A 23,620-nucleotide genomic window follows, 5' to 3' on the forward strand; every position below is an offset into this window, starting at 1 on the left:
TGAAACAAGCCGTAAACAACAAAAAAGCCTGCTCCGCGAAGGAGCAGGCTTTTTAGCAAGCAGGAGTATCCTTATTTCGACACCACGAAGCGCACCGACTGCGTGCCGGCTTCGGTGGTAACGGCGGCCACGTATAGGCCGGCATTCAGCGAAGCGGGTAGCTGCACTACCTGGGTACCGGCGGCCAGCTTGGCGGCGTTGGTTACCAGGGCCACCTGGCGGCCCGTTACGTCCAGCACGCGCACCGTTACGGCGCCGGCTTTCTTTAGCTCAAAAGAGAGCTTGGCCGCGCCTTCCGTGGGGTTGGGCGCCACGCTCAGGCCCTGCACCTGCTCGGCGGCAGCCTTGTTGCTCAGCGTCTGGCTGGGGCGGTTGTAGCAGGTAATGTTGGGGTTGAAGTTGGTCCAGCCCGCTGCCCAGTTGGCGGTACCGGCCGGGCCGAAAGCGCCCCGGTACGCTACGTTGTCGAAGGTGAAGCCTGCTGTGGCTGCCAGCTTAGCATCCGTAAAAGCCGCCCCGCTCACCAGCGGCGAAGCAGCCGGCAGCGTGAAGTTAGGCGAGTAGAACTGCTGGAACTGGAAGTTATCGGCGTTCAGGTTCAGGTCCGAGGCGTTGGTCAGCGTGGTGTTATTGGCCAGCCAGAAGCCCTGCACATCGAATGTGCCGCCGGTCTGCTGCGTGTAGGGGTTGCCCATGCCAGCCATGACGTTGTTTTTGAGCACCAGCGCGCCACTCGTGGCATTAGGCTGCGCATTGCCATCAAGCGTCAGGCCCTGGGGCCAGCCTGTCAGCACCGAGTTGAAAATGGAGATGCTGGTGTTGCGGCGCAGGTGCATAGCTCGCGTGAAGTTGGCCGTCACCCCAATTGGATTAGGCAGAATGGCCGTCACGTTCGAGAACACCGGGGCCGTGCGAGGCGTGGCGCTAGAGCCGGCTGCATCGTTGTCCGACTCGAAGGCCGTGGAGCCCGATACGTCTGCCGAGTTCGGGTCGCGAAGCACGAGGCCGTACTGCACCCGTCCCGTGAAGCCGAAATCGGTATCGAAGTCGTCGTCGGTAGCGGCAATGGCTACCAAGTGCTTAGCATTCACGGTGCCGCCAAACCACTCAAACGAGTCGTCGCCGGAGTAGGCCACCTGCACATAGTCGATGGTGGTGCCCGCGCCCACGCCGCCCAAAGTCAGGCCATTGATTTCGGAGTTGGGCTGAAACGCAATACCCGGAAACTCGATGCGCACGTAGCGCAGCGTGCCGGAGTTGTCGTTGGCATCGGTACCGCCGTATACCGCTTGCACCCCGCCCTCGATGGTAGGCGTGCCGGCCTGGTTGATGGGGGCCCGGCCGCAGAGAATTACGCCGCCCCAGTCGCCGCGGCTGCGCGAGCCGGCAGGTTCATTGGAGGTAAACACGATAGGCTGCGCCGCCGTGCCGCTGGCTTCAATCCGGGCGCCCTGCTTGATGATGAGCGTGCCTTTGCTGGCCTTGTCACCTTTGATGATGGTGCCAGGCTGTATCGTCAGCGTCGCGCCGCTTTCCACATACACGAAGCCGCTGAGCAGGTAGATGTTGTTGCTCGTCCAGGTGGTGTTGCTGGTGATGGAACCCGAAACGGTTACTGCCGCCGGAGCAGCCGGGCAAGCCGTCTGGGCCAATACGCTCGTAACAGGGGCCGTAGCCGCCACAGTGCACGCCAGCAAGACAGGAAGTAGAAGCTTTTTCATGAGGGTAGGCAGAAATGAATGAGAAGCAGAATTGACGGCACGAAGGTCTGAAACCAGAACGCCCACTGGGCTAGAGCGGGCGTTATGGTTTCGTTAGCATGGTGTTACCTTATTGTTTAGAAGTTGTAGGTAACTCCCAACGTAGAGTACGTACCGCGGCGGTAGCTATTAAAAGATACCCGCGGCTCGTCGCGGCTGATTTTGCCGTCGCGGTTCAGGTCGGAGTAGGTGCGGTAGCGCTGGTTAAACAAGTCCTGCACGCCGGCTTTCACCTGCAGATGTTTGCCTACGCCCTTGGTGAGGGCCAGATCTACCACGTGGCGCGGCATCTCAATGGCCGAGTAGTTCTGCGTCACGTCGCCGACGAAGGCAATTCGCTGGCCCACCACGTTGTACTGTGCCGAAATCTGCAGCTTGCCTTCATCATCCTGGTAGAAAAGGCCGGTGTTGACTACGTAAGGCGCCTGCCCCTGGAGCGGCCGGTCAAATAAAGCAAAGCCGATGGTGCTGGAATCCTGGGCCAAGTTCACCCGGCTCCGGATCAGCGAGGCATTCACGACTACGCCCAGCTTCTGCAGGAACGGGTTTTCGGTGAGCTCCGTGAAGCCTTTGCGGGCTTCTACTTCCACGCCCACATCGTAGGCCTTATCGGCATTTTTATACTCCAGGTACAGCTGCGAAGTCGGCACCGACTGCGTTACCTGCTCAATAGCATTGCGGAACTGCTTGTAGAACACGCCCACCGACAGCAACTCTGAGCGGCTCGGGTAGAACTCGTAGCGCATATCGGCATTGTAGATGGTGGCCGTGCGCAGGTCCGGGTTGCCCTGGATAATGGCGTTGTTGTTGAAGTCGAAGTAAGCGAAGCTGGCTATTTCGCGGAACTCCGGCCGGTTCACGCTCACGCTGGTACCCAGGCGCAACAGGCTGCGCTGGTTGAAATTGTAGGTGGCATTCAGCGAGGGCAGCGGAATCGTTTTCACTTCCTTGTATTCCGGCCGGGTGCTGCCGTCGTCCAGGAAGCGGCGGTTGTGCTCTACCCGCACCCCACCTGTCAAACTGAATTTGTCGGAAAGCGGCGCCACGATGCCTACATAGCCAGCCAGCAAGGTATTTTCGGCCTCGTACGAATCATCGGGGCGGGTACCTTCCTCCAGCTTGAAGCCATCCACCGGATTGACGTTTTCCGGCGCGAAAATGCGGTCAATCGGCGACGTCAGAATAGCATCCCGGTCGGGGCGGCGGTTGAACCGGTCGAAGTTGCTGTAGGTATAGGAGAAGTAGCGCTGGTTGTAGGAGCGCGCCTTGCGCTCGGCGTAGAAGCCGGCCCGCACCTTGTACTCGCTGGCTTTGGTGGTGTCGCGGCCCAGAATGCGCTGCTCCCACTGGCCGGCCCCGGTGTACGTGTTTTCTTTCAGCTCGGAGAAGAAGCGACTGGCATCGAACGGGTTACCACCGAACGGAATCACCACGTAGAAGGGCCGGGCCGAGCCTTCCGGCCGCTGGGCACGGTAGCGGCTGTAGTCGGGCTCGTCGCGGAATACGTAGTTGTAGCCCCCGGTCCAGGTGACGGTAGAGCGGTCGGCGGCGCCCAGATCGTGCGTACCCTGCAACTGCCCCGAGTAGATGGTGCGGCTCTGGTAATGCAGTGCGTTGTCGTTGCGTTCCTGCTGCTCGGTGTTGTCGATACCCTGGCGGTTTACCACTTCATCGGTCCCGTATTGGTTGAGGAAGTTGCGAAACTCCACCCGGTTGCGGTCATTGAAGCGCACTTGCCAGTTGTGAATTACGCCCAGGCGCACGGCCGTCAAGGAGCGCAGATCATTATAATCGTACTGCAGCGGGTAGCGCTGCTCAATGGAATCGTAAGCCAGGGCGCGCTGCCGCGACTGCACGTATTGCTCGCGCGTGTTGGAATAGGATACCGACGTGACATTGCTCAGGTAGGCGGCGCCCAGCTCAAACCGGCGGTTCAAGCCCAGCGAAAGGCGCAGGTCGGGGCGGGCCGTGCCCAATGTAGGGAGCCATTGGTTGCGGAGTTGCCCCGCTCCGGCCGTAATATCACCGGGCATTTGCCGGTCGCCGTTGTCATAGCCCAGCCAGTCGGTGCTGCTGCGGCTGGAAGTCTGGTAGCCGTCTTTAAACGTAGTGCCGCTCCGGTGCCAGGCCGAAGCCGAGAAGCTGGTGGTATTTTCCAGCACCGAGTTCTTAGTATACACCTGTACCACGCCACCGCCAAACTCGCCGGGCAGTTCCGGGGACCCTGACTTGAAAATCAGAATCCGGTCAATCACCGAGCTGGGCAGAATATCAAATGAAAAGGAGCGGGTATCTACCTCAGCCGAAGGCGTCAGCGTACCGTTCAGCATCACCGTGTTGTAGCGCTCCGACAAGCCCCGAATCACAATGAAGTTGTTGTTCTGTATGGTCACGCCCGGAATGCGCTTCACTACTTCGGCGGCGTCACGGTCCAGCGTCTTCACAATCTGGTCGTTGCTCATGCCGCTCACCACCACCTCGCTTTTCTTGAGGTCCTGAATCATGGCTACCTCGGTACCAGTCTGCTTCTGGCCGGTAACCATCACTTCTTTCAGGGCCGTAGCGTTTTCCTCCATGGCGCCGTTGAGCGTAGTCTGCTGACCGGCCTGCACCTGCACCCCCGGAAACGTCAGCGGCTTGTAGCCGATGTAGGTCATGGTGATGTTGTAGGTGCCGGCATCCAGCTTCAGCTCGTAGCGGCCTTCCACATCTACCGGCGCCGCCTGCGTGGTGCCTGTTACCAGCACCGTAGCGCCAATGACGCCTTCACCGGTTTTTTTATCTACCACTTTGCCCACCAGGGAGCCTTGTTGCGCCAGCGCCAATGTGCTGAACAACAAGCTGAAAATCAAGACTAAAAGACGGGGCATACAGGTAGTTTTCGTTTGCACTGCAAAGCTACCGGGGACCTGTTATGCCAATATTGCGCCGACGTTATGCTTATGTTATGAGGAAGGTAAGTATCTCATATTCTGAAACAAACTAGTACTTTTGCGGCCGTTTTACCTTGTTTGTCTATGCTCCAGTCCATGACCGGCTACGGCGTCGCCCACCGCGACACCGACCGTTATTCGGCCACCGTCGAAGTTAAATCTTTGAATTCCAAATCTTTGGACTTAACCCTGCGCCTGCCCCGCTTTCTGCAGGACAAGGAGCTGGAAATCCGGAATCTGGTAGCCAAGACGTTGGTACGCGGCAAAGTGAACCTGAATTTCGACTTTTTGCGGGTGCGTGCTGCCGGTACGCAAAGTAGCGTAGTGAACCAAGCGGTACTGCAGCTGGCTTATGAGGAACTTCAGCAGCTAAGCGCACGCACAGGCGCTTCTTTGGAGCAACTCACCGCTATTGCCAAAGCCCTGCCCGGTGCTTTGCGCATGCCTACAGAAACAGCGGCTGCTCCCGCCGAGGAAGAAGATGAGGTAACCTGGGAAGAATTGCTGCCGTTGGTACAGGAGGCATTAGAGCGCGCCAACGAATTCCGTCGCGCCGAAGGCCAGACCCTCACCACCGAAATCCTAAGCTACCTCGACAGCATCCGGATACAGCTGGCCGAGATAGAACGCCACGACCCGCACCGCGTAGAGCAGGTGCGCGAGCGGCTCCGCTCCCACCTCGCCGACTTGGCCACCAGTGAGCAATTCAATATTTCACGCTTCGAGCAGGAACTGATTTACTATATCGAGAAACTGGATATTGCCGAGGAAAAAGTTCGGTTGGTCAGTCATTTGCACTACTTCACCGAAACGGTCTATCTACCAGAGCCTACTGGAAAGAAATTAGCGTTTATTTCGCAAGAAATAGGCCGCGAAATAAATACGATTGGTTCTAAAGCCAACGATTCCATTGTGCAGCATCTGGTGGTGGGCATGAAGGAAGAACTGGAGAAGATCAAGGAACAAATCAACAATATTCTGTAGTCGTCTGTGGAGCCTATGAGAGCCGCTTTTGAACTTTGTCAATAAATTCCTGCATAGGATTATTGCTATAAATAACTGATATTGTCAGACACAGCGAAAATCATTTCAGGTTTTTCGCTGCTGCTTTTCCTGCTAATAATTGCCTTGGACACACTGCTAAGACTCTTTTTGACGAATTCAGTAAATCCGGGTTGATTATTTTTTTCGTAATTCCTTTGCTACTCAGGGTTTCCTGCGTAAATTGTGTTATCCGAACAGACTGCCTGATGAGCAGCCCGTCGTAGAAACCTCAGTTGATTTTCATCTTTTTTCAGCCCCATACATATGAAAAAAGTAATACTCTTGCCTGTTTCCTTGTGCCTGATGCTGCTGCTGACGGCCTTCCGCCCTTTTGCTGAGGTAGAACTGATTAAGAAGCGCGTGCTGAGCGAGCGGGTCGAAATCCTGATTCCGAAAGGTTTTGAGGTGATGAGCGAGCAGCAGATGGACTTTAACTATGCCAAAGCCCAGAGCCGCCCGAGCGTTATCTACACCAACAGCAAGGAGGCCAGCATCTCCTTCACTTACACCGACAATACTGCCGATCAGGACATGATTGACATGTATGCCGACAATTTTTACAAGACCTACTCCAAGCAGTTCAAGGAAGCCAAGTGGTTTGCCAACGGCGTGAAGGAAGTAAGCGGCCGCAAAGTCGGCTACCTCGAGCTGATGAAGCCGGAGCTAGGCCACGAAGTATACCAGCTGATTTTCTTTACCGACGTGGAAGGCAAGCTGCTGATGTGCACCTTCACCTGCGCCGACCGCCAGAAGCCAGAGTGGGAAACCGTAGCCAAGCAGATCATGAGCTCGTTCAAGGCAAACGGCTAGGTCTTTTCTACTCCCTGAATTCAGAAACTCCTGCAATTACTGGCCCTGTGCCGGTAGTTGCAGGAGTTTTCTTTTGCTCGATATCGACCAAGGATATTATTCGCAAATGGCTACACTCTATAACTGGGCCATAGCTGAACACTCCACGAAGGTCCTGCTGAGCTTGTCAGGGCATCTCTCCCGCTTCGTATGAGCTGCGCGATAAAGCGGGAGAGATGCCCTGACGGGCTCAACAAGCTCAGCAGGGCGTTCTGCAAGTTGCAAACGACTTCTCGGACACCGATTGGTGCAGCAGACAGCTACCGGGCGGCAGCTCCTAAGTCATCCAGGAACTCGCGGAGCAGGCCGAACACATTGGCGAAGGCTGTGAGCGGCAGCGTGGCCGCCTGATCCTGCACATCGTGGTAGGCGGTGGAGCCGCCACGAGTGTAGAGAAAGAACGCCGGCACTCCGCGCTCCGAGAACGGGAAGTGGTCGGAGTTAGCTGCGGCCCCACGGGCGGCCAGCGTCGGCAAAGCCTGGCGCTTGGTATTGAGGGCCTGCAGCTGGGTGAACAGCGCGGGCAGTGTGCGGCCATTCACGACAGTGGCGCCTTCTGAGCCAGTTCCCACCAAATCCAGGTTCAGCAGAAAACGAATCCGGTTTAACGGAATCAGCGGGTGCTCCACGAAGTAGCGGGAACCCAGCAGCCCGGCCTCCTCGGCTCCGAATGCCAGAAACACCACCGAGTAAGCGGGGCGGTTTTCGGGGCGGCTGTAGTGGGCGGCCAGCTCCAGCAGCATGGCCGTGCCACTGGCGTTGTCGTTGGCACCGGGGAAGTAGGTGCGGGCCCCCATACGGCCCAGGTGGTCGTAGTGGGCCGTTACTACCAGAAACGAATCGGGCTGCAGGCGGCCGGGCACAAACCCCACGATGTTCTGGGTGGGATACTGCACCTCAAGATTGGCTTCCACGTGTGCTTCAACGTGCGCCGCAATGTTGCTAGGACCTTGATACGCCACTTTGCGCCACATTGAGTCCAGCACTTCCAGACGCATCTGTGGGGCCTGTTCCGAAGCCAGCGACGCCGTTAGCTTGGGCACCAGCATCAGACGCAGGGCGGCGGAGTCGAGGTGCTGGCGGAGCGGCAGGGGCAGCTGGGCCAGGCGCCGCTCGTCGGTGGCACGCAGCACGTAGCCGCCCTGGTACCAGCGGTGGCGCAGCAACTGCTGCTGGGCCGTAGCATCCGCGAAAACCAGCGTATCGAGGCGTAGGATGGGTACAGCCGAGAATGATCCGCCAATGTGCCCGCCGCCAGAGTTGGACGCCGCAATAAAATCGTGGCCGGCTCGCAGGCTTTGAGAGTTACCGAACACGGGAAACCGCAGCATGCTGTGGTTCAGCTCCAGCTTCAGAGCCCCCGGAAACGTGTTGACGTCGAGCGTGAAGGGCTGCGTGTAGTTGGGAGCCAGCGGCTGCAAACCCAGCTCTAGGAAACGCTGGCGCAGATAGGTTGCGGCTTTCTGCTCGCCCCTATTGACGTAGCCGCGGCCGTGCATGGCCGGTGCCGCTAAGGCGTCGATGGTGCGCCGCACGCGCGGCATATCCTGCGCCGTAGCGGGTGCCGCAACGAAGGCCAGCGCCAGAGCGGCCAAGAGGGCGTACTGGATTTTTTTCTGCCAATCAGTCATCAGGCGCACAGTTGAGTGGCAGGCTACTGCCACCAGCGGCGGGTAGCGTAAGCCAGTCCTAAGCCAATAGCGGCACCCAGCGCGTCGCTGATGGCGTCGGACCACTCGCCGTGCCGGCCCAGGTTCATGGTCATTTGCAGCAGCTCAATCAGCAGGCCAAATGCCACACAACCAAGCAGCACTACGGTGTAGGCATGGCGGCGCAAAGCTGGCCACCACAGCTGCCGCCTGATGGAAAACACCAGCAGCGCCGCCAGCACCACAAATACGCCCGCGTGGGCTGCCGTGTCGAAGGAAATCAATTCCCACGGCGGCACCACCGGCATGTCCTCGGAGGGCGTGAGGGTGAGCACCAACACCAGCGCCGCCCAGGCTAGCGGCAGCCCCACTAAGGGCCGACGGCCAGACCTGGGCGGCGCGGATTGTTCGGTAAAACCGGAAGGCTTAGGCACCTACCAGCTCACCGTAGGCTTCGGCCGACAGCAAAGCGTCTAGCTCCGAAGGGTTGGCAATGGCCATCTTCACCATCCAGCCGTCGCCGTAGGGGTCAGAATTTACGGTTTCGGGGCTGCCGTCGAGCTGGCTGTTGATTTCCAGCACCGTGCCGGTAATGGGGCTGAACAGGTCGGAAACGGTTTTCACGGCTTCCACCGTGCCGAATACTTCGTTCTGGGCAACTTCCTTATCGAGCGTGTCAATGTCAACATACACGATGTCGCCAAGCTCTTTCTGGGCGTGGTCGGTGATGCCGATGTAGGCAACGTCACCTTCCACACGAATCCATTCGTGCTCTTTCGTGTACTTCAGGTCAGCGGGCAGAGTCATAACAGTGCGGGGTTGGGAAGAAGAGGAAGATGCCGGGCAGCGCCGCGGTTGCTCAAAAGTAAATGTTTCTGCTTTGTGGTAGGTAGTTTCCGGCAGCTGTTCAGGCAAACAAATGCAACCGGCAGCCGGCAGCCAGCCAAAAAAGCAGCCCTGGCAGCTACCATGCGGTAGCCACTAAACAATTCCGGTCCGGCAGCGCAAGGCTACCAGACCGGAATGTTTGCTATCCATGAAAGCTTCGGCTTACTGCGACAAGCTGTAGCGCAGCTGCAGGCCGCCTTCGGTGGTGGAGTTTTTAAACGAGTTCTGCACGCGTGGGTCCGTGACGGTGCGGGCAAAGAAGAGCTGCAGGTTGAGGCGCTGGTTGAGCACGTAGTCGATAGTGGGGCGCAACTGCATCTGGCGGGTGCCATTGGTGGTGAGGCCACGCGCCCGGCCTACCGATGGCGTACCGCCGGTGGGGTTGTTGGGGTCCACTACGTCTTCGATGCTGCGCTGAATGGTGGTGTTGTCGCGGATACTCAGGTCGAGGCGGGCGGTTAGCTCGTTGCGCAGGATGCGCTGCTCACCGCCAACGCGGAAGGGCAGCTTGAAGCGGTTGGTGGCGTAACCGAAGCCGATTACCAGTTCCTGGGTGTGCAGCTCCGTTACCTGGGCATTGCTGGTGTTCAAGCCAATGGCGCGCTCAGTGCGCAGCTCCAGGCGGCCCGTAATTTTCTCCAGCGTCTGGAAGTTCACCCCAATCAGCGGCGAAAGACGCTCGGCAATGCTCACCTGCCCGATGATGTAGTACGGAATGTACTGGCCCGAGGCATTGGTGATGGTGCTCAGACCTTCGGGCTCCCGCTCGTAGCCGGAGGCCGTGGTGTAGCCTGCTACCGTGTATACCGACGAATAGGCGTGGGTGAGCGAGATAGAGCGGAAGTAGCGCTTCACGAAGGGCAGCTCGGCCAGACCGTTGTAGTCGACGCGCCAGTTGGGAATGGGCAGCAGCTCAAACGGCTTGAACTTCTCGGCCTTATAGCCATCCGACGACTTGCCGCGGTAGGCATCCAGGAAGGCTGGAATCAGCACATCCTGCGAGTTGAAGCCATACGTACCCGTGCCACTGGTATTGGCGTCAGCCAACCGTTGCTGCACGATGCCGCGGTTGTTTATGAACCGGTCGAAAGCTTTAGATTGTTCGCCCTCATTCATCCGGTCACCAAACAAAGTCCGGATGCTAATGAACGAAGTGCTGAACGTGCCGGAACCCAGGTCTTGGCGCGGGGCGAGATTGCCAGTGGGCTGCAAAGTCACCTCGTCAATTTCATTGCGGTAGAACACCTCGCGGTTGCGGGCCAGCTGGCGGCGGCCTTCCAGCTGAATGTTGAAGTCGCGGAAGGGCTCCAGCGAAGTACGCAGCACCAGGTTTTCGGTGAGCAGCGAGCTGATGGGCGTGTTCAGGAACTGGCTTTGGTTGGTGTACCAGCCACGGCCAGCGGCGCGCTCGTACAGCGCATCCAGGTCGTACTGCTTGCCCAGCAGGAAGGGCACGCCCGGCGCATCGAAGTCGGAGTTCATACCGAAGAAGCGGGTGCGCGGCAGATAGCCAGGCAGCAGCGTGCCGTTGGAGCGGGTGTAAGTGAAGTTCAGCGAGCGGGCCGTCATCAGGGACCGAAGCACGGCTTTCAACAAGCGCAGCTCGGGGCCTTTGGCAGTGTCAGCAGGCACTTCCGGCTGGCCGGCTTTGGTGGCCCGGTCGAGGGCGCCGGATATGCCGGGGCGGAGCTTGCCGTTGCCGGCTTCGTTGGCGCCGGGTGCCGGCGCGTTGTTGATGATGTTGAGGAAGCGCACCTTATTATAGAGCTTCACCAGATCAATCTTGCCGTTGGCGCTCAGCTCGCCGTTGTTCTGGATGGTATTGCCCAGGTTGAGCTTGGTGGTAGTGGTATCATTGGGGTCGGGCGAGCCGTTGGGCAGGAACACGATGGGCGCCGGCGCCCGCAGGGCCGTAGAAGCGGCCTGCCAGGTGTAGTTGGCGGCGTAGCGCGCATCTGCCGACAGCCAGTCGGTGAGCGGGAACTTATCGAGCGGCAGGCGGTACGTGACGGCCACCGTCTGGTTGAAGTTGGTAGTGCGGCCGCCCTGGCGGAACAGGTTTTCGCGCAGCTGCCGCCGGTTTTCCTGGGCTTCCGGCGAGTCGCCGATGGTGCGGCCCTGGCCTTCGTCAATCACCGCGCGGTTGTTGGCGGTGTAGTCGATGGTCAGCGCCTTGGTGAGGGCCCACTGCAGGTCGTAGATGCGGTTGAAGAAAAACGACTTCTGGAACACACCCGGGATGCCGTTGGTGGTGGGCAGCTGGCCCGGCTCCAGCACGCGCTGCAAGAACCGCTCGTTGTAGCGCCGGTCAATGTCGGCCCGGAACGAGAAGCGCGTAGGCAGCGGCGTGAAGTTCACGTCCTGGAAAATCTTCAAATACGGGTTGTCCAAGGCCTTGATTTTGGCCAGCGGCGTGTAGCTCTTGGGCGTGAGCTGATAGAGGTAGGCCAAGGCACCGGTGTAGGTGCGGGTGTAGTCCCGGTCGGTGCGGATATCGGTGTGGGTGCGCTCGGTGATGGAGTAGCTGGCCGCGAAGTTCTCGATGTCGTACGGCATCGGCTTCTTCTCGGAGTTGGTGCGCTCCTTGCGCACGTTCAGCACCGAAATACTGCGGCTGGTGGTCTGGTCAATGACTTCCTTGCGGTACTCGGCCTGCTTGTCGGTATCGATGGTATTGTCGGGCCTCGTGAATTTGCGCAACGACTGCTCCAGGCGGGTATCGGGGTCGAGTGGGTCGTACTCGGGGGCGCGGGTTTCGTTGCCGGCCTGCACCAGCACCGGAATCCGCAGACCCAGCTTTTCAGGAAAAAACTTGTCGGCCGCCACCGTGGCATTGACATCGCCGCGGGTGATGCTTTCCAGGGAGCGTTGCTGCAGCTTGTCCTGCAAGCCGCCGAAGCCCACCGAAGTGTAGCTACCGGTGGCCGTGATGTTGGCCAGGTCGGCGAGCTTGGTGTTGAAGCGGGCGGTAGCGGCCCAGCCGTTCTGCTTATCAAAGTCGAACACCCGGAATTCATCGGCCCACAAGCAGAACGACTTGGTGTTGCCGTCGTTGGTGGGGTTGAACAAGCCAATCATGGCGCCCTGCACCGCGCTCAGGTCGGGGTTGCCGAATACGGTGATGCTGGCGCCGTTGGGGAAGGTTTTAGTATAGGGCCCAGTGTAGCTGGCCGCATTTTGATTGACGGCTAGGTTGCGCTCGGCTTTCACATCAATAAAATCCTGCAGCGAGAGGCTGATTTCGTTGGCCGTGGGCCAGATTTCGGCCTGCGTGGTGGCGTTGCGGGGCGTAATCTGCAGCGGCAGCCGGTACTCGTAGTAGTTCTGGTTGTAGTCGGTGCCGAGGCGCACGAAAGCCTGCACCTGGCCGTCGCGCACGTTAGCATCTTCGCTTTCGGCGTGCAGGAACAGGCGCAGCTGCTTGTAGCGCAAGAGACTCAGGTTGATGTTTTTGTAGGCAGCCTGCCCGAAACCGTCGCGAAGCTGGTCGACGCAGAGGCGTAGGCTTTGCTCGTTCTGCTGGCGGTTTACGGTGCCGGAGCCGTACTCTTTGTCGCGCTGAATATTGGGGGGCAGCACGTACGGAATAGCGCCTTTGGTGCCATCCACTGCCGGGCCGTTCTCCTCAAGGCTTACGGTGCTGATGTTGAACGAGCGCGCCGCGTCGCCGCAGTTGATGCAGGGCTGGCTGGTTTCAGAAATCGGCTGCAGGTAGCGGCGCCACTGGTTGGCAATGAACTGGGGCTGCACCATGCGCAATACCACCGGCTGTTGCCAGCCCGTGAGGTACATGCGCAAAAACCGGATGCTCTTGAACCCGAACGGCTGCCCGTCGGCGCTGCGCACGGCGTTGTAGTTGCGGATCGGAATGCGGAACTGGTACCAGTTCACCTGGTCGCCGTTCACTTGCTTGGTGATGCGGTCCACCACGTAGTTGTTGCCCACAGCAATGTCGCCGGGATTGGGCCCCAGGTCCAGCTGGTACTCGTAGTAGCGCTCCGTTTCGGAAATTACGTTGTCACGGTTCAGGTCCTCTTTGTCGGGGAAAGCCGTAGACGAGAGCTGGCTGTTTTCCTGTGAGTTGCCTTCCAGGCCGTTGTACTGCTTGTAGCGGCCCAGCAGCTTCACGTCGTTCTGGTCGTAGAACGGGTCGAGGTGGTGGCGGAAGTTGTCGCCGGACGGGTCGCCGTAGGCTTTGCTGAAGAAGGCCGCTTCCTCGGTATCGTTGAGGCCGTCGAGGCCCACGTCCTGGCGGGCGCGGCCCCCAGGCGTGTTGCTGAAGGCATCGGTCAGGAACTGCTGGCGCGTGACGCGGCCCCAAGGTGTCTGGCGCGTGTCGGTGGCCACGTTGGCATCTTCGGTAGGCAGGCCGTTTTCAAACTCGTACTGGTTGTTGTCGCGCAGTACATCCTCGCTCACGTTGCCGAGGTTGATGATCAGGCGCCCGCCGGTGGTGTTATTGACGGGCGGGTTTTCGCTGTCGTTGATTTCGCCCCGGCGGCCGGCAATGAACGGGTCCATCAGCCAGAACTCCAGGTACTCCACGTTGGCGTTGTCGAAGTCGGTGTCGAAGGTGATTTCGCGCGAAATGGCCCCGAAGTTCTGCGCAGAAGGCGTACTCAGGGTGCGGCCGTCGGCCCCGATGGCGGGATTGTAGTTGTAGGGGCCGCGCTCCGAAGGATAGTAGGCCATGTCCAGCGAATACTCGAAGCCGTTGCCGGTGGTGCCTAGGTCGCGGTTCGGGAAGATTTCGTTGCGCTGGATGCCGCGGGTGTAGTGGTTCTGCAGCTCGGCGGCGCCAATGTTGTCCGGAACGTTGGGCCCATCGGTGTAGTAGCTCTGGTCGATGGAGTACCAGGCCAGCTTGGCGCGGCGGTAAGCGGCGGTAATATCGTTGGCGTCGAAGTTGGGAAACGTGCGGGGCGTGGAGCCCAGCCGCCAGGCCACCGCCGAGTTGAGGCCTCCTAGTGTGTAGGGCGTGCGCGCATTCTCGAAGTCGTCGAGGTAGCTCACGCCGTTTTCGCCGTTGCCCAACTTGGACTCGCCGGGCAGCAGCTGCGCAAACTCGCCGCTAAAGGCCACCGACGACGGCTCTTTCGTGGAAATGAATGGCAGCATGTCCAGATACTTCGTGAGGGCGCGCGAGTCGCGGCGCATGTTCACGTCGAAGCCGTAGATGGTGTTGTTGCCCGGCTCGTCGCCGATGTTGACGCGGTTAATGCCGGGCGCCTGGTTTTCGCGCAGGTGCAGCACCGTAGCCCCAAAGTTCACATCCTGCGAGAGGCGGTAGTCGAAACGGGCCCCGAGCAACCGGCGCGGCTGCACCTGCACCAAGGCGTTTTTTTCGAACTCCACCCGCAGCTCATTGGCCGAGTTGAGGTAGGCCGGGTTCAGGATTTTCACCTTGGCTTGGTCGTAGAACACCTGGTAGTCGCGGCCTTCCTCCAGCAGCACCGAGCCGGCGCGCACCCGCACCGAGCCCACCGCAATGCCCAGGCCGGGCAGCGTAATCTCATCGGTGGCGGTAGCCTGGAACCGGCCGCGCAGCACAAACTTGTCTTTCTCGGTACGCTGCTGGGCGTCGCTCTGCACCTGGGTGTAAAGCGCGTCGTAGACGTACTTGGCGGCCAGCAGCCGCTCATTGGCGGGGTCGGAGCCCGGCGTTACGCCTAAGGTATCAAACTGGCTGCGCAGGTAGTTGCCGAAGGGCTCCACTACCGGGAATATCACCTTGCCCAGCTCCGGGTCGATGGTGATGCCGGGGAAGAAGTCGAAGTTGCCGTCGGCGTTCTGGTCGTTGTTGGGGTTTACGTTGTCGAGGTTGAGCACCTCAATTAGCGGGCGGTTCTGGATGCGGGCGCCTTCTTTCAGCGAAATCAAATCCACGCCCGTTATGTCGTCCTTATAGATGATCTGGAGCTGAAAGTTGTCCCGGTTGAGCTGTGAGGCATTCAACGGGTACACATTCTTCATCATCAAATCCCAGGTGGGCAGGTTCCGGGTGAGCAGGTTCAGGTTCTGCGGGTTCTGGCTGGGGTCGGCGAGGCCCACGGCGGGGTTGGTGGCCTTCAGCAGCTTCAAGAACACCACTTCGTCTTGGCTGCGGTTGCCGTAGTCATTCACCACCTCCCCTACTTTATAGGTGCGGCCGTTGTAGAGGTACTCGTAGCTAACGCCCAGCACCTGCTCGGGCAGCAGCTGCGTGTTCAGGCTCAGGTAGCCCAGTTGGGCATTGAAGGTGTACTCGCGCGGGTCGAGCTTGCGGGCACGCACGTGCTCGAAGTCCACGTTCTTCACCAAAGGCTGGCCGGCCACGCTGCCGCTGCTCAGGTAGTTATCCACGGTCAGCTCGCCGCGGGCCTGGGCATTGGGGGTTAGCAGTTGCTGGAGCTGGTTGTTGGTGTTGTTGGCGGCGGCCGTAGGCACGGTGCCGGGCAGCAGCAGGGGGCTGCGGTACACGCGGCTAGCTTCGCCCAGGTCCATGAGCGGCACCACGTTGCGCAGATTGTCGCTCTGGCGGTTGTCGTTGGTCACCCACACTTCCAGATAGCGAACCTCGATGCCGCTTTGTACCGTGGGCAGGTTGCGTAACGCCAGGTTGTACCGGTCACGGAAGAACTGGCTCAGGAAAAAGTGCCGGTCTTTCTCGTACTGGCTGGCCTTAATTTCAAACTGCCGGCTCTGGCCGCCGTTCTGCACGCGCACTTCGTCGGCCTGGCCGCGCAGGGTGCTGGCCACGGCCGTCACGCTCATGCGCCCAAACTGCAGCTGCGTTTTCACCCCGAACAGGTTCTGCCCGCCCACAATCAGCGAGTTGTTCAGCGGCAAACTCACGTTGCCCAAATCCACCTTCCGGATAATGTCGGTGTCGAAGCCCGTGTAATCGAGCTTCATGTTGTTTTCGAAGTCGAAGGCCGCTTTGGTGTCGTAGTTGAAGTTCAGGCGCAGCTTCTCCCCAATCTGGCCGGTCAGGTTGAGGTTCATGTTCTGGTCGAACTGAAACTCGCCGATGCGCTGCTGCCGTAGCGTGAGCGTGGGGTTCTGGTTGCGGTTGAAGCGTGCGCCCATCCGGATGGTCACGGCGCCGGCCGGCCGAATGTCGACGTAGGAGCCCCCGAAAATACGGTCAGCCATGGGGCCGAGGTAGATCTTGGGAATCAGGCGGCGCGAGGCGGCCGAGCCGGAGTCGCCAACGACGCCCCCGGCCGAACGATTCCGGAAGTAGTCTCGTACAGCCTGTTGCTGCTGCCAGCGCGAATATTCCTTGAACGTGAGGCGGCTGGGGTCGCGGAAGTCCACATCCTCCCCAATCCGCTCCTCCACATCGAAATACTGCAGGCTGTCGTCGGGCGTGATTACCTGCTGCACATTGCCGGGCAGCGGCAGCACCAGCGGCGAGCGACGGCGCTGCGGCGAAAACGGCGACCCTACCCGGTCCTGGGGCGCCACGCGGGGCCGGCGGCTAGGGCGGTAGCGGCTGGTATCGGGCAGCGCGGTGCGCGGCGTATCGGGCGCAGCAGTGAGCCAAGGCCGGGCAGCACTGGTTTCGGGCAGCCACGCCCAAAGCTGGCGCAGCGAAAAAGCGGCCGACCCGGCAGTTTCGGCCTGCGACCACCAAGCACCCAGCAACGACGCAAAAACAACCGCAACGCAGGCAGTGAGGGACTTCTTACCGGAGTTCAAGTGCTACAAATAATAAAAGGATGCAGGTGGCGACAATCGGTAAGTAGCAAGGCGTGAGTGGCCGGTATCAAGTGGAAGCAAGGGCATTTATGCCCCGGCTTCACCTCTCAATACCAACTACTTCATACTCATTACTTCCGTCTCAATACTTAATTTGACTTAAGAGCAAACTTAATCAATTCCTCCACGCTCAGGTCGTTACCGTAGCGCTTCTGGATCTGGTCAAGGTTCTTCTCGGCAGCGGCCCGGGCAAAGCCCAGCGTCACCAAAGCCGACAACGCCTCACTGCGGCTGGTATTGTGTGTGCGGGCCAGCGGCACGGTATCAACGCCGGCTTTGGCCAGCAGCTCGTCTTTGCGCAGCTTGTCGCGCAGCTCCAGAATCACGCGCTGCGCCGTTTTGGGGCCCACGCCCTTGATGCTCTGGATGGCGCGCACGTCCTCGTTGACGATGGCCTGGCGGATTTCGCCTACGCTCATGCTGCTCACCATCACAATGCCCGTGCCCGGCCCGATGCCCGACACGGAAATCAGCTGCATGAATAGCGCTTTTTCGCTGGGGTCGAGGAAGCCGTAGAGCGTGTGGGCGTCTTCCTTAATGTGCTGGAAGGTGTAAAGCTTGGCCTTGTCGCCCTCGGCGGGCAGCTTGCTGAATGTGCTGAGCGAAATCCGCACTTCGTAGCCGATGCCACTCACGTCGAGAATGGCCTGAGCGTGGTCTTTGTAAGCGAGCTTTCCTTCGATATAGGCAATCATGGGGTTGTAGGGCTTAGGACCTGGAGAATGGGAATCAGGGTGGCAGGGCAACACCAGCGGGCGGATTTTCTATCCCGAAACCAGCGGCATTATTAGCGAAATAAATTGCCTGTGGCGAGGCAATGAATCAGTAGAAAGCGAGCTGCAACAGGCGCAAATCCGCCCAGACAAAAGAACGTCATGCTGGCTCGCTCCGGCAAGTTCAGCATGACGTTCGATGGGTTTGTGGCAAGCTGCTCAGGTTCTTTTATTTGCCGTATGCTGGCAAATTGCAAGCTCAGTTACAGCCCGCGGTTGTTCTGGCTTTGCTGGGCATCAACCACGGCAATGGAGGCCATATTCACGATTTCGCGCACGGAAGCGCCCATCTGCAGAATGTGCACCGGCTTGCGCATACCCATCAGCACCGGCCCGATTACTTCGGCGCCCCCGATTTCCTGGAGCACTTTGTAGGCAATGTTGCCGCTAATCACGTTCGGGAAGATGAGCGTGTTGGCCCCGCCTTTCGCGGCCAGCTCCGAGAACGGGTACTGCTCGCGCAGCAGGTCGGGGTTGAGGGCTGTGTTGGCTTGCATCTCGCCATCCAGAATCAGGTCGGGGTAGCGCTTTTTGGCCAGCTCGGTGGCGCGGCGGGCCTTGTCGGGCAGCTCGCCGGGGTTGGAGCCGAAGTTGGAGTAGCTGATAACGGCCACCCGCGGCTCGGCATCGAAGAAGCGCACGGCCTCGGCCGTCAGGCCGATGATGTCCACCATTTCCTCAGCCGTAGGGTCGATGTTGACGGTGGTATCAGCGAAGAAGAACGGGCCTTTCTTGTGCTGGATGATGTACATGGACGCCACGCGCTTCACACCTTCTTCTACCCCAATTACCTGCAAGGAGGGCACAATGCTCTTGCCGTAGTCTTTGGTAAGGCCCGTGATGAAGGCATCGGCCTCACCGGTTTCCAGCATCATCGAACCGTAGTAGTTCCGCTCGCGCAGCAGGCGGCGGCCTTCGTAGAGCGTGATGCCGCGGCGGCGGCGCTTCTCATACAGCAGGTTGGCGTACTCCTCCCGCTTGGCGTCTTCCTCCAGAATGTCGATGATCTGGCAGCCGTGCAGGTCGAGGTTGTTGGCCTGGGCAATGGCTTCCAGCTTTTTGCGGTTGCCGAGCAAAGTAGGCACCGCAATGCCCTCGTCGAACAGAATCTGAGCAGCCTTGAGGATTTTGTAGTTGTCGGCTTCGGCAAATACCACGCGCTTGGGATTGGCGCGGGCCGCCGACGTAATGCGGTTCATCAGCTTCTGATTCACGCCGAGGCGGCCGCGCAGCTCGTCTTCGTAAGCGGTCCAGTCTTCGATGTTGCGGCGGGCCGAGCCGCTTTCCATGGCGGCGCGGGCCACTGCCGGGCTCACCGTCGTAATCAGGCGTGGATCGAGGGGCTTCGGAATGAGGTAGGTGCGGCCGAAGGCCAGCGTGTTGTCGCCGTAGGCGCGGTTCACCATGTCCGGCACCGGCTCCTTGGCCAGCTCCGACAGCGCATGCACGGCGGCCAGCTTCATGGCCTCGTTGATTTCGGTGGCCCGCACGTCCAGCGCGCCCCGGAAGATGTAGGGGAAGCCGAGTACGTTGTTGACCTGGTTGGGATGGTCGGAGCGGCCCGTCGCCATGATGATGTCGGGACGGGTGGCCATGGCCAGCTCGTAGGCAATTTCGGGATTGGGGTTGGCCAGCGCAAATACAATAGGGTTGTCGGCCATCTTCAGCAGCAGCTCGGCCGGCAGCACGTTGGCCGCCGAAAGGCCCAGGAATACGTCGGCTCCTTCCAGCGCCTCCGCCATGGTACTGACGGGCCGGCTGGTGGCAAACTGCAGCTGCAGCGGGTCGAGGTCAGTGCGGCTGGCGTTGATGACGCCATCTTTGTCAAACACCACCACATTTTCCAGCTTGAGGCCCAGCGCCAGGTACAGGCGCAGGCAGCTGATGGCCGCCGCGCCCGCGCCGCTCACCACCAGCTTGATGTCCTCGATGCTTTTGCCCACTACTTCCAGGCCGTTGAGCAGCGCCGCCGACGAAATGATGGCCGTGCCATGCTGGTCGTCGTGCATGAGCGGAATGTTCATCTTGTCGCGGAGCTCGGTCTCGATGCGGAAGCACTCCGGGGCCTTGATATCCTCCAAGTTGATGCCGCCGAAGGTGGGCTCCAGCGCCTTCACGATGCGGATGAACTCGTCGGGGTCGGTGGCGTCGATTTCGATGTCGAAGCAGTCGATGCCCGCAAATTTCTTGAACAGTACGCCTTTGCCTTCCATCACCGGCTTGCTGGCCGCCGGCCCAATGTTGCCAAGCCCCAGCACGGCCGTTCCGTTGCTGATAACGGCTACCAGGTTACCCTTAGCGGTATATTTATAGACGTCGTCGGGGTTTTGGGCAATGGCCAGGCAGGGCTCGGCAACACCCGGCGAGTAGGCCAGCGCCAAATCCAGCTGGGTGCTGACAGGCTTGGTGGGCACTACCTCAATTTTGCCGGCGGGGCTTTGGGAATGATAGTCAAGAGCGTCCTGCTTGTTGATTTTGAGCATGAGTCGGATTCCAAAGTGAAACGCTGCCGCCGAAGCTGCAGCATAAGCAAGTTGGGGCCAAATCCGCCGGAATCAAAGTTTAAACGCCTGAGCTGTCATTTCGGAGGAAGCGAAAAACCTGCACTATCCGGTTGACTCAGCAACCCAGATTCCTCGCTTCGCTTGCCACAACCGCTACACAGCTCTCTACCGCAGCGGCACTTCCGTGAAAGTACCGTACACGCGCAGGTCGCCGGAACGGTGGTTGTCGGTGCCGGAAGTCAGGAACACAAATGGGTCTTTGCTGCCGGCCGCCTCCACGCTGTAGCTGCCGCTGATGAGGTTGCGGGCAGCATCGTAGCTGCTGATAACAACCGAGCCCGTGAGGCGGTGGCTGTTGCCAGTAACCAAGTGGCCAATGGCATTGCCAGTGAAGCTGGAGCGCAGATAGCTGACCTGCACGTCGCCGGCGCTAGGGTCGGGCTGCGAGGCCAGCGTGTAGGTGCCGGCCAGACCGGGCTTCTGGCGGCTCTTGGCAATCGTAAATTCCAGCTGGTCGGTGGGGCGGGTTTGGCTGTTGCTAAGTTTCAGCACAAGCCGGTCGGGCAGCAGCTGGCCGCCGGGACGGTCGGCTAGATGATTGATGCCACGCGTTTCGTCGGGGCTGTTATAGCGAAACGTCATGTTCAGGGCAGCTTCCTGCGCCGGCACGGCTGGCTGGGGCTGCTCGGCGGCATCTTTCTGGCAGGCAATAGTGAATAGAGAAGCAGTGGTCAGGCAAGCGAATAGGAAACGTTTCATTGAAATAATCCGGCATAAAAGTGAAGGTGCCGGCCCGGCTCCAAGAGTTGTGCCAGAGTAGCCAGGAATAGTTCCGTAAACCGGATATTTTTTATTAGGCAATCCGCACTGAACCGACAACCTGCTCTGAAGCCGCACTGCGCTTACTGCGCTGCTACCGTGAGTGAAGTGCTGCCGGTCACTGGCTGGCCGGTGGCCCCGATGCCTTCCACCCGCACGCGGAACGTGCCGGGCTCGTCGGCGGTGTAGAACGTGAAGCGGGCCGTACCGGAGGCAGGCACCCGCAGGCGCGGCAGCCAATGGAGCGTAGTGGCCCGCGGGTCGGGGCGGTGGGCGGCCGGCGTTTTCTCGTAGCGAGGCGCGTAGAACTCGCGGGGCCGGTAGTAGGCCGGCAGCTGATACGACACCATACTTTCGGTGCCGTTTTCCTGGCTGTAGTCGTAGTCGGGGTTGCCGTGCTTGGTGAATACGGCAATTACCCCGCCCATTCCGCGCAGCCCGTAGATGGCTGCTGAAGCACCTTTCAGCACTTCGATCCGCTCGATCATCGACGGCGGAATGTCCTGCATGCCTCGCGTATCAGGTAGCGGGATACCATCAAGCAGCAGTAGCGGATCATTACGACCGGTCATGCTGGAAATACCTCGGATTTGCACGATGTAAGAGGTACCACTACGGGATATTTCCATGCCTGATACCCGCCCCTGCAATAGCTGAAAAACGTCGGTGGCGTTGTCAGCAGCCGGAATGTCGCGCGTACGCACTACCGCATCGGCGCTCAGATGGATCGAGCGAGGGTCGTGCCGGGTCGGGGTGGGGCGGCTGCCTTTCACGGTTACGTTGCGCAGCACGATGCTGCGGCTGGAATCGGGGCGGTATTGCTGCTCCAGCACCTGCTGGCGGCGGCTGCGCTGGGCATACACGGCCACCTCCGACGGCAGGGGCGTTGCCGGATTGAGCAGCGGCAGCGGCGTAGGTTTGGCCGGCAGCGGCCACAGCTTGTCCAGCTTCACTATTACATTGGACCCACCCTTCTCGGTGCGAGCCTGCACCAGCACCCGGCTGGAATCCTGGCCCGAAAAGCTCGTGAAGGCGAACCGGCCGGTGGCATCGGTCTGCCCCACAGTTACGCTCTTATTGGCTTCCTGAAACAGCGTGAGGGTGCCGTTGGGCACGGGCTTATCATTGAGGCGCACCAGCTGGCCGCTCAGCGTCAGGACCTGCTCGGGCGCAAATGGGTAGGCGGCGGCTGGTGAAGCATCGGAGGCCAACAGCTTCCACCACACAAAGCGGCTCCAGCCCTGCGTGAGCAGGAGGTGGTCGAGGGCCCGCCGCGTTTCGGGCGTGGGGTTGCGAAAGTAATAGCCGGGATTTTCCACGTAGCCTTTCAGCTCGGACGTGAGCAGCAGGTGCGACTCCACATTGGCGTCGGTAGTGCCAGTAGCTGGCAGGCCTTCCGCCACTACCGACGCTGACAGCTCGGCGGCCACGGGCTGGCCGGCGGCATTGCGCACGTCCACCGTCATCGACACCACTTCGCGCAGGCCGTAGGTGGTTTTTTCGGGTTGTAGGCTGATGCGTAGCGGCGCGGCTTCGGGCACAAACGCCAGGCGCTCGGCCCGGGCAATCTGCTGGTCGTCGAAGAGGGTGAAGTGCACGATGCCGGCTGGCAGCCCCGCTTTGGGCACGGTAGCCACGAAGGTTTCCGACGCCTGAATCTGGCCGGCGCCGGTGTACACCACTACGCCGCGCACGTGGCCCAGCAGCCGGAGCCGTGTTGGCGCCGGCGCGGCTCCTTGCGGCGGCTGGTACCGGATAAACACCTGCAGGCTGGGGCCGGCGTCGCGCACGTTCATCACCCAGCCTGCTTGCTGCACTTCGGGCAGCGGATAGTCGGCGGTGGTGCTGTCGGGCAGCACCACCCGGGCCCGGTAGCGGCGGCCGGCCGTCGGCATGAACGGCAGCGCCGTCATGCCCAGCACGGAGGTAGTGAACGTAGCCTGCGGTTGATTTTGATCGTCGAGGATGGTGCCGCGCACGGCCAGCCCGGTGCCGGTGGCGTCGAGGGCCTTCACCCCCACCACCGTAGGCAGACCGGCCACGTAGTCGCCGCCTTCCGGGAAAAACTGCACGTCGGGGCGGGCCGCAAGGGCAGTTTCCCGACGGGTAGCACTCATTTCTTTCGCTATCAGCCGGCTGCCGGCCCGCGACGAAGGCGCGGCCTGCCACACCGGCACCCGTCGCGAGAAAAACAACTCTTCGCCGCTGTTGCGCATCCAGTTGGTGTAGGCCCGCAGCGTGTAAATACCCTGGGGCAGCGAGTCGGGCAGCTGGATATCGCCGTGCGCCATTCCCCCGCGCAACGCCAGCGTGCGGCGCAGCGGCACCTGGCGGCCCGATGGACTGACCATATCCACGTACAGCACCCCACTCAGCGAGTCCGGCTGGTGCGTGCTGCCGTCTACCACGTACGCCTTGAACCAGAGGGTTTCGCCGGCCGCATACGCAGACTGATTGAGGTGCAGGTAGCTGACTTCAGGGTGCGCCTCGGTATAGTATGCCTGCAACCGGGTGGCGAGGCGTTGCATCACCGGATCGAAGCCCAGGAAGCTAGAAGAAACGGCAAATGCTCCCAACGACAAGCAGGCTGCTGGCAGCAGACGGGGAAAATGTGACGGCATAAACGTATTGCTATAGAATGAATAATTAGTACTAGTT

12 protein-coding genes are annotated in these 23,620 nt (G+C 60.2%); 2 read left to right on the forward strand and 10 right to left on the reverse strand.

The features are described from left to right. Positions 1 to 71: 71 nt before the first annotated feature. Together H8B14_RS03625 and H8B14_RS03630 are read right to left on the reverse strand one after the other, a co-directional pair. The gene (locus H8B14_RS03625) at positions 72 to 1,721 is read right to left on the reverse strand and encodes a T9SS type A sorting domain-containing protein (RefSeq protein WP_187314216.1); all 1,650 of its coding nucleotides are present in this window, start codon (positions 1,719 to 1,721) and stop codon (positions 72 to 74) included. 116 nt (positions 1,722 to 1,837) lie between these two features. Beyond that, complete coding sequence (locus H8B14_RS03630; RefSeq protein ID WP_187314217.1) at positions 1,838 to 4,630, reverse strand: TonB-dependent receptor; 2,793 nt, start codon at positions 4,628 to 4,630, stop codon at positions 1,838 to 1,840. A 147-nt stretch (positions 4,631 to 4,777) separates the two neighbouring features. Between H8B14_RS03630 and H8B14_RS03635 the strand changes: the two genes are divergently transcribed. Both H8B14_RS03635 and H8B14_RS03640 read left to right on the forward strand, forming a co-directional pair. Beyond that, the gene (locus H8B14_RS03635) at positions 4,778 to 5,677 is read left to right on the forward strand and encodes a YicC/YloC family endoribonuclease (RefSeq protein WP_187314218.1); all 900 of its coding nucleotides are present in this window, start codon (positions 4,778 to 4,780) and stop codon (positions 5,675 to 5,677) included. A gap of 324 nt (positions 5,678 to 6,001) precedes the next feature. Further along, positions 6,002 to 6,547, forward strand: a complete 546-nt coding sequence (locus H8B14_RS03640; RefSeq protein WP_187314219.1) for a hypothetical protein — start codon at positions 6,002 to 6,004, stop codon at positions 6,545 to 6,547. 299 nt (positions 6,548 to 6,846) lie between these two features. On the opposite strand, the gene H8B14_RS03645 is transcribed toward H8B14_RS03640, so the two are convergent. The 8 genes from H8B14_RS03645 to H8B14_RS03680 all read right to left on the reverse strand — a co-directional run bounded on the left by H8B14_RS03645 (position 6,847) and on the right by H8B14_RS03680 (position 23,583). Beyond that, a complete protein-coding gene (locus H8B14_RS03645; RefSeq protein WP_187314220.1) occupies positions 6,847 to 8,217 on the reverse strand; it encodes a M28 family metallopeptidase in 1,371 nt (456 codons plus the stop codon). Positions 8,218 to 8,240: 23 nt separating this feature from the next. After that, positions 8,241 to 8,606, reverse strand: coding sequence for a VanZ family protein (locus H8B14_RS03650; protein WP_187314221.1), 366 nt, complete (start codon positions 8,604 to 8,606; stop codon positions 8,241 to 8,243). 55 nt (positions 8,607 to 8,661) lie between these two features. Further along, a complete protein-coding gene (gene gcvH / locus H8B14_RS03655) occupies positions 8,662 to 9,042 on the reverse strand; it encodes a glycine cleavage system protein GcvH (protein WP_187314222.1) in 381 nt (126 codons plus the stop codon). Positions 9,043 to 9,285: 243 nt separating this feature from the next. Further along, positions 9,286 to 16,806 carry a T9SS outer membrane translocon Sov/SprA gene (gene sov / locus H8B14_RS03660; protein ID WP_261989860.1) on the reverse strand — a complete coding sequence of 2,507 codons (7,521 nt, stop codon included), beginning with the start codon at positions 16,804 to 16,806 and terminating at the stop codon, positions 9,286 to 9,288. Positions 16,807 to 16,955: 149 nt separating this feature from the next. Further along, a complete protein-coding gene (gene ruvA / locus H8B14_RS03665; RefSeq protein ID WP_187314223.1) occupies positions 16,956 to 17,561 on the reverse strand; it encodes a Holliday junction branch migration protein RuvA in 606 nt (201 codons plus the stop codon). Positions 17,562 to 17,842: 281 nt separating this feature from the next. After that, the gene (locus tag H8B14_RS03670; RefSeq protein WP_187314224.1) at positions 17,843 to 20,122 is read right to left on the reverse strand and encodes an NADP-dependent malic enzyme; all 2,280 of its coding nucleotides are present in this window, start codon (positions 20,120 to 20,122) and stop codon (positions 17,843 to 17,845) included. Positions 20,123 to 20,308: 186 nt separating this feature from the next. Continuing rightward, positions 20,309 to 20,902: a hypothetical protein gene (locus tag H8B14_RS03675; RefSeq protein ID WP_187314225.1), complete on the reverse strand. Its 594-nt coding sequence runs from the start codon at positions 20,900 to 20,902 to the stop codon at positions 20,309 to 20,311. A 143-nt stretch (positions 20,903 to 21,045) separates the two neighbouring features. After that, complete coding sequence (locus H8B14_RS03680) at positions 21,046 to 23,583, reverse strand: TonB-dependent receptor plug domain-containing protein (RefSeq protein ID WP_187314226.1); 2,538 nt, start codon at positions 23,581 to 23,583, stop codon at positions 21,046 to 21,048. Positions 23,584 to 23,620 lie beyond the last annotated feature (37 nt).

This window comes from Hymenobacter puniceus (genome assembly GCF_014333525.1).
Lineage (GTDB): Bacteria > Bacteroidota > Bacteroidia > Cytophagales > Hymenobacteraceae > Hymenobacter.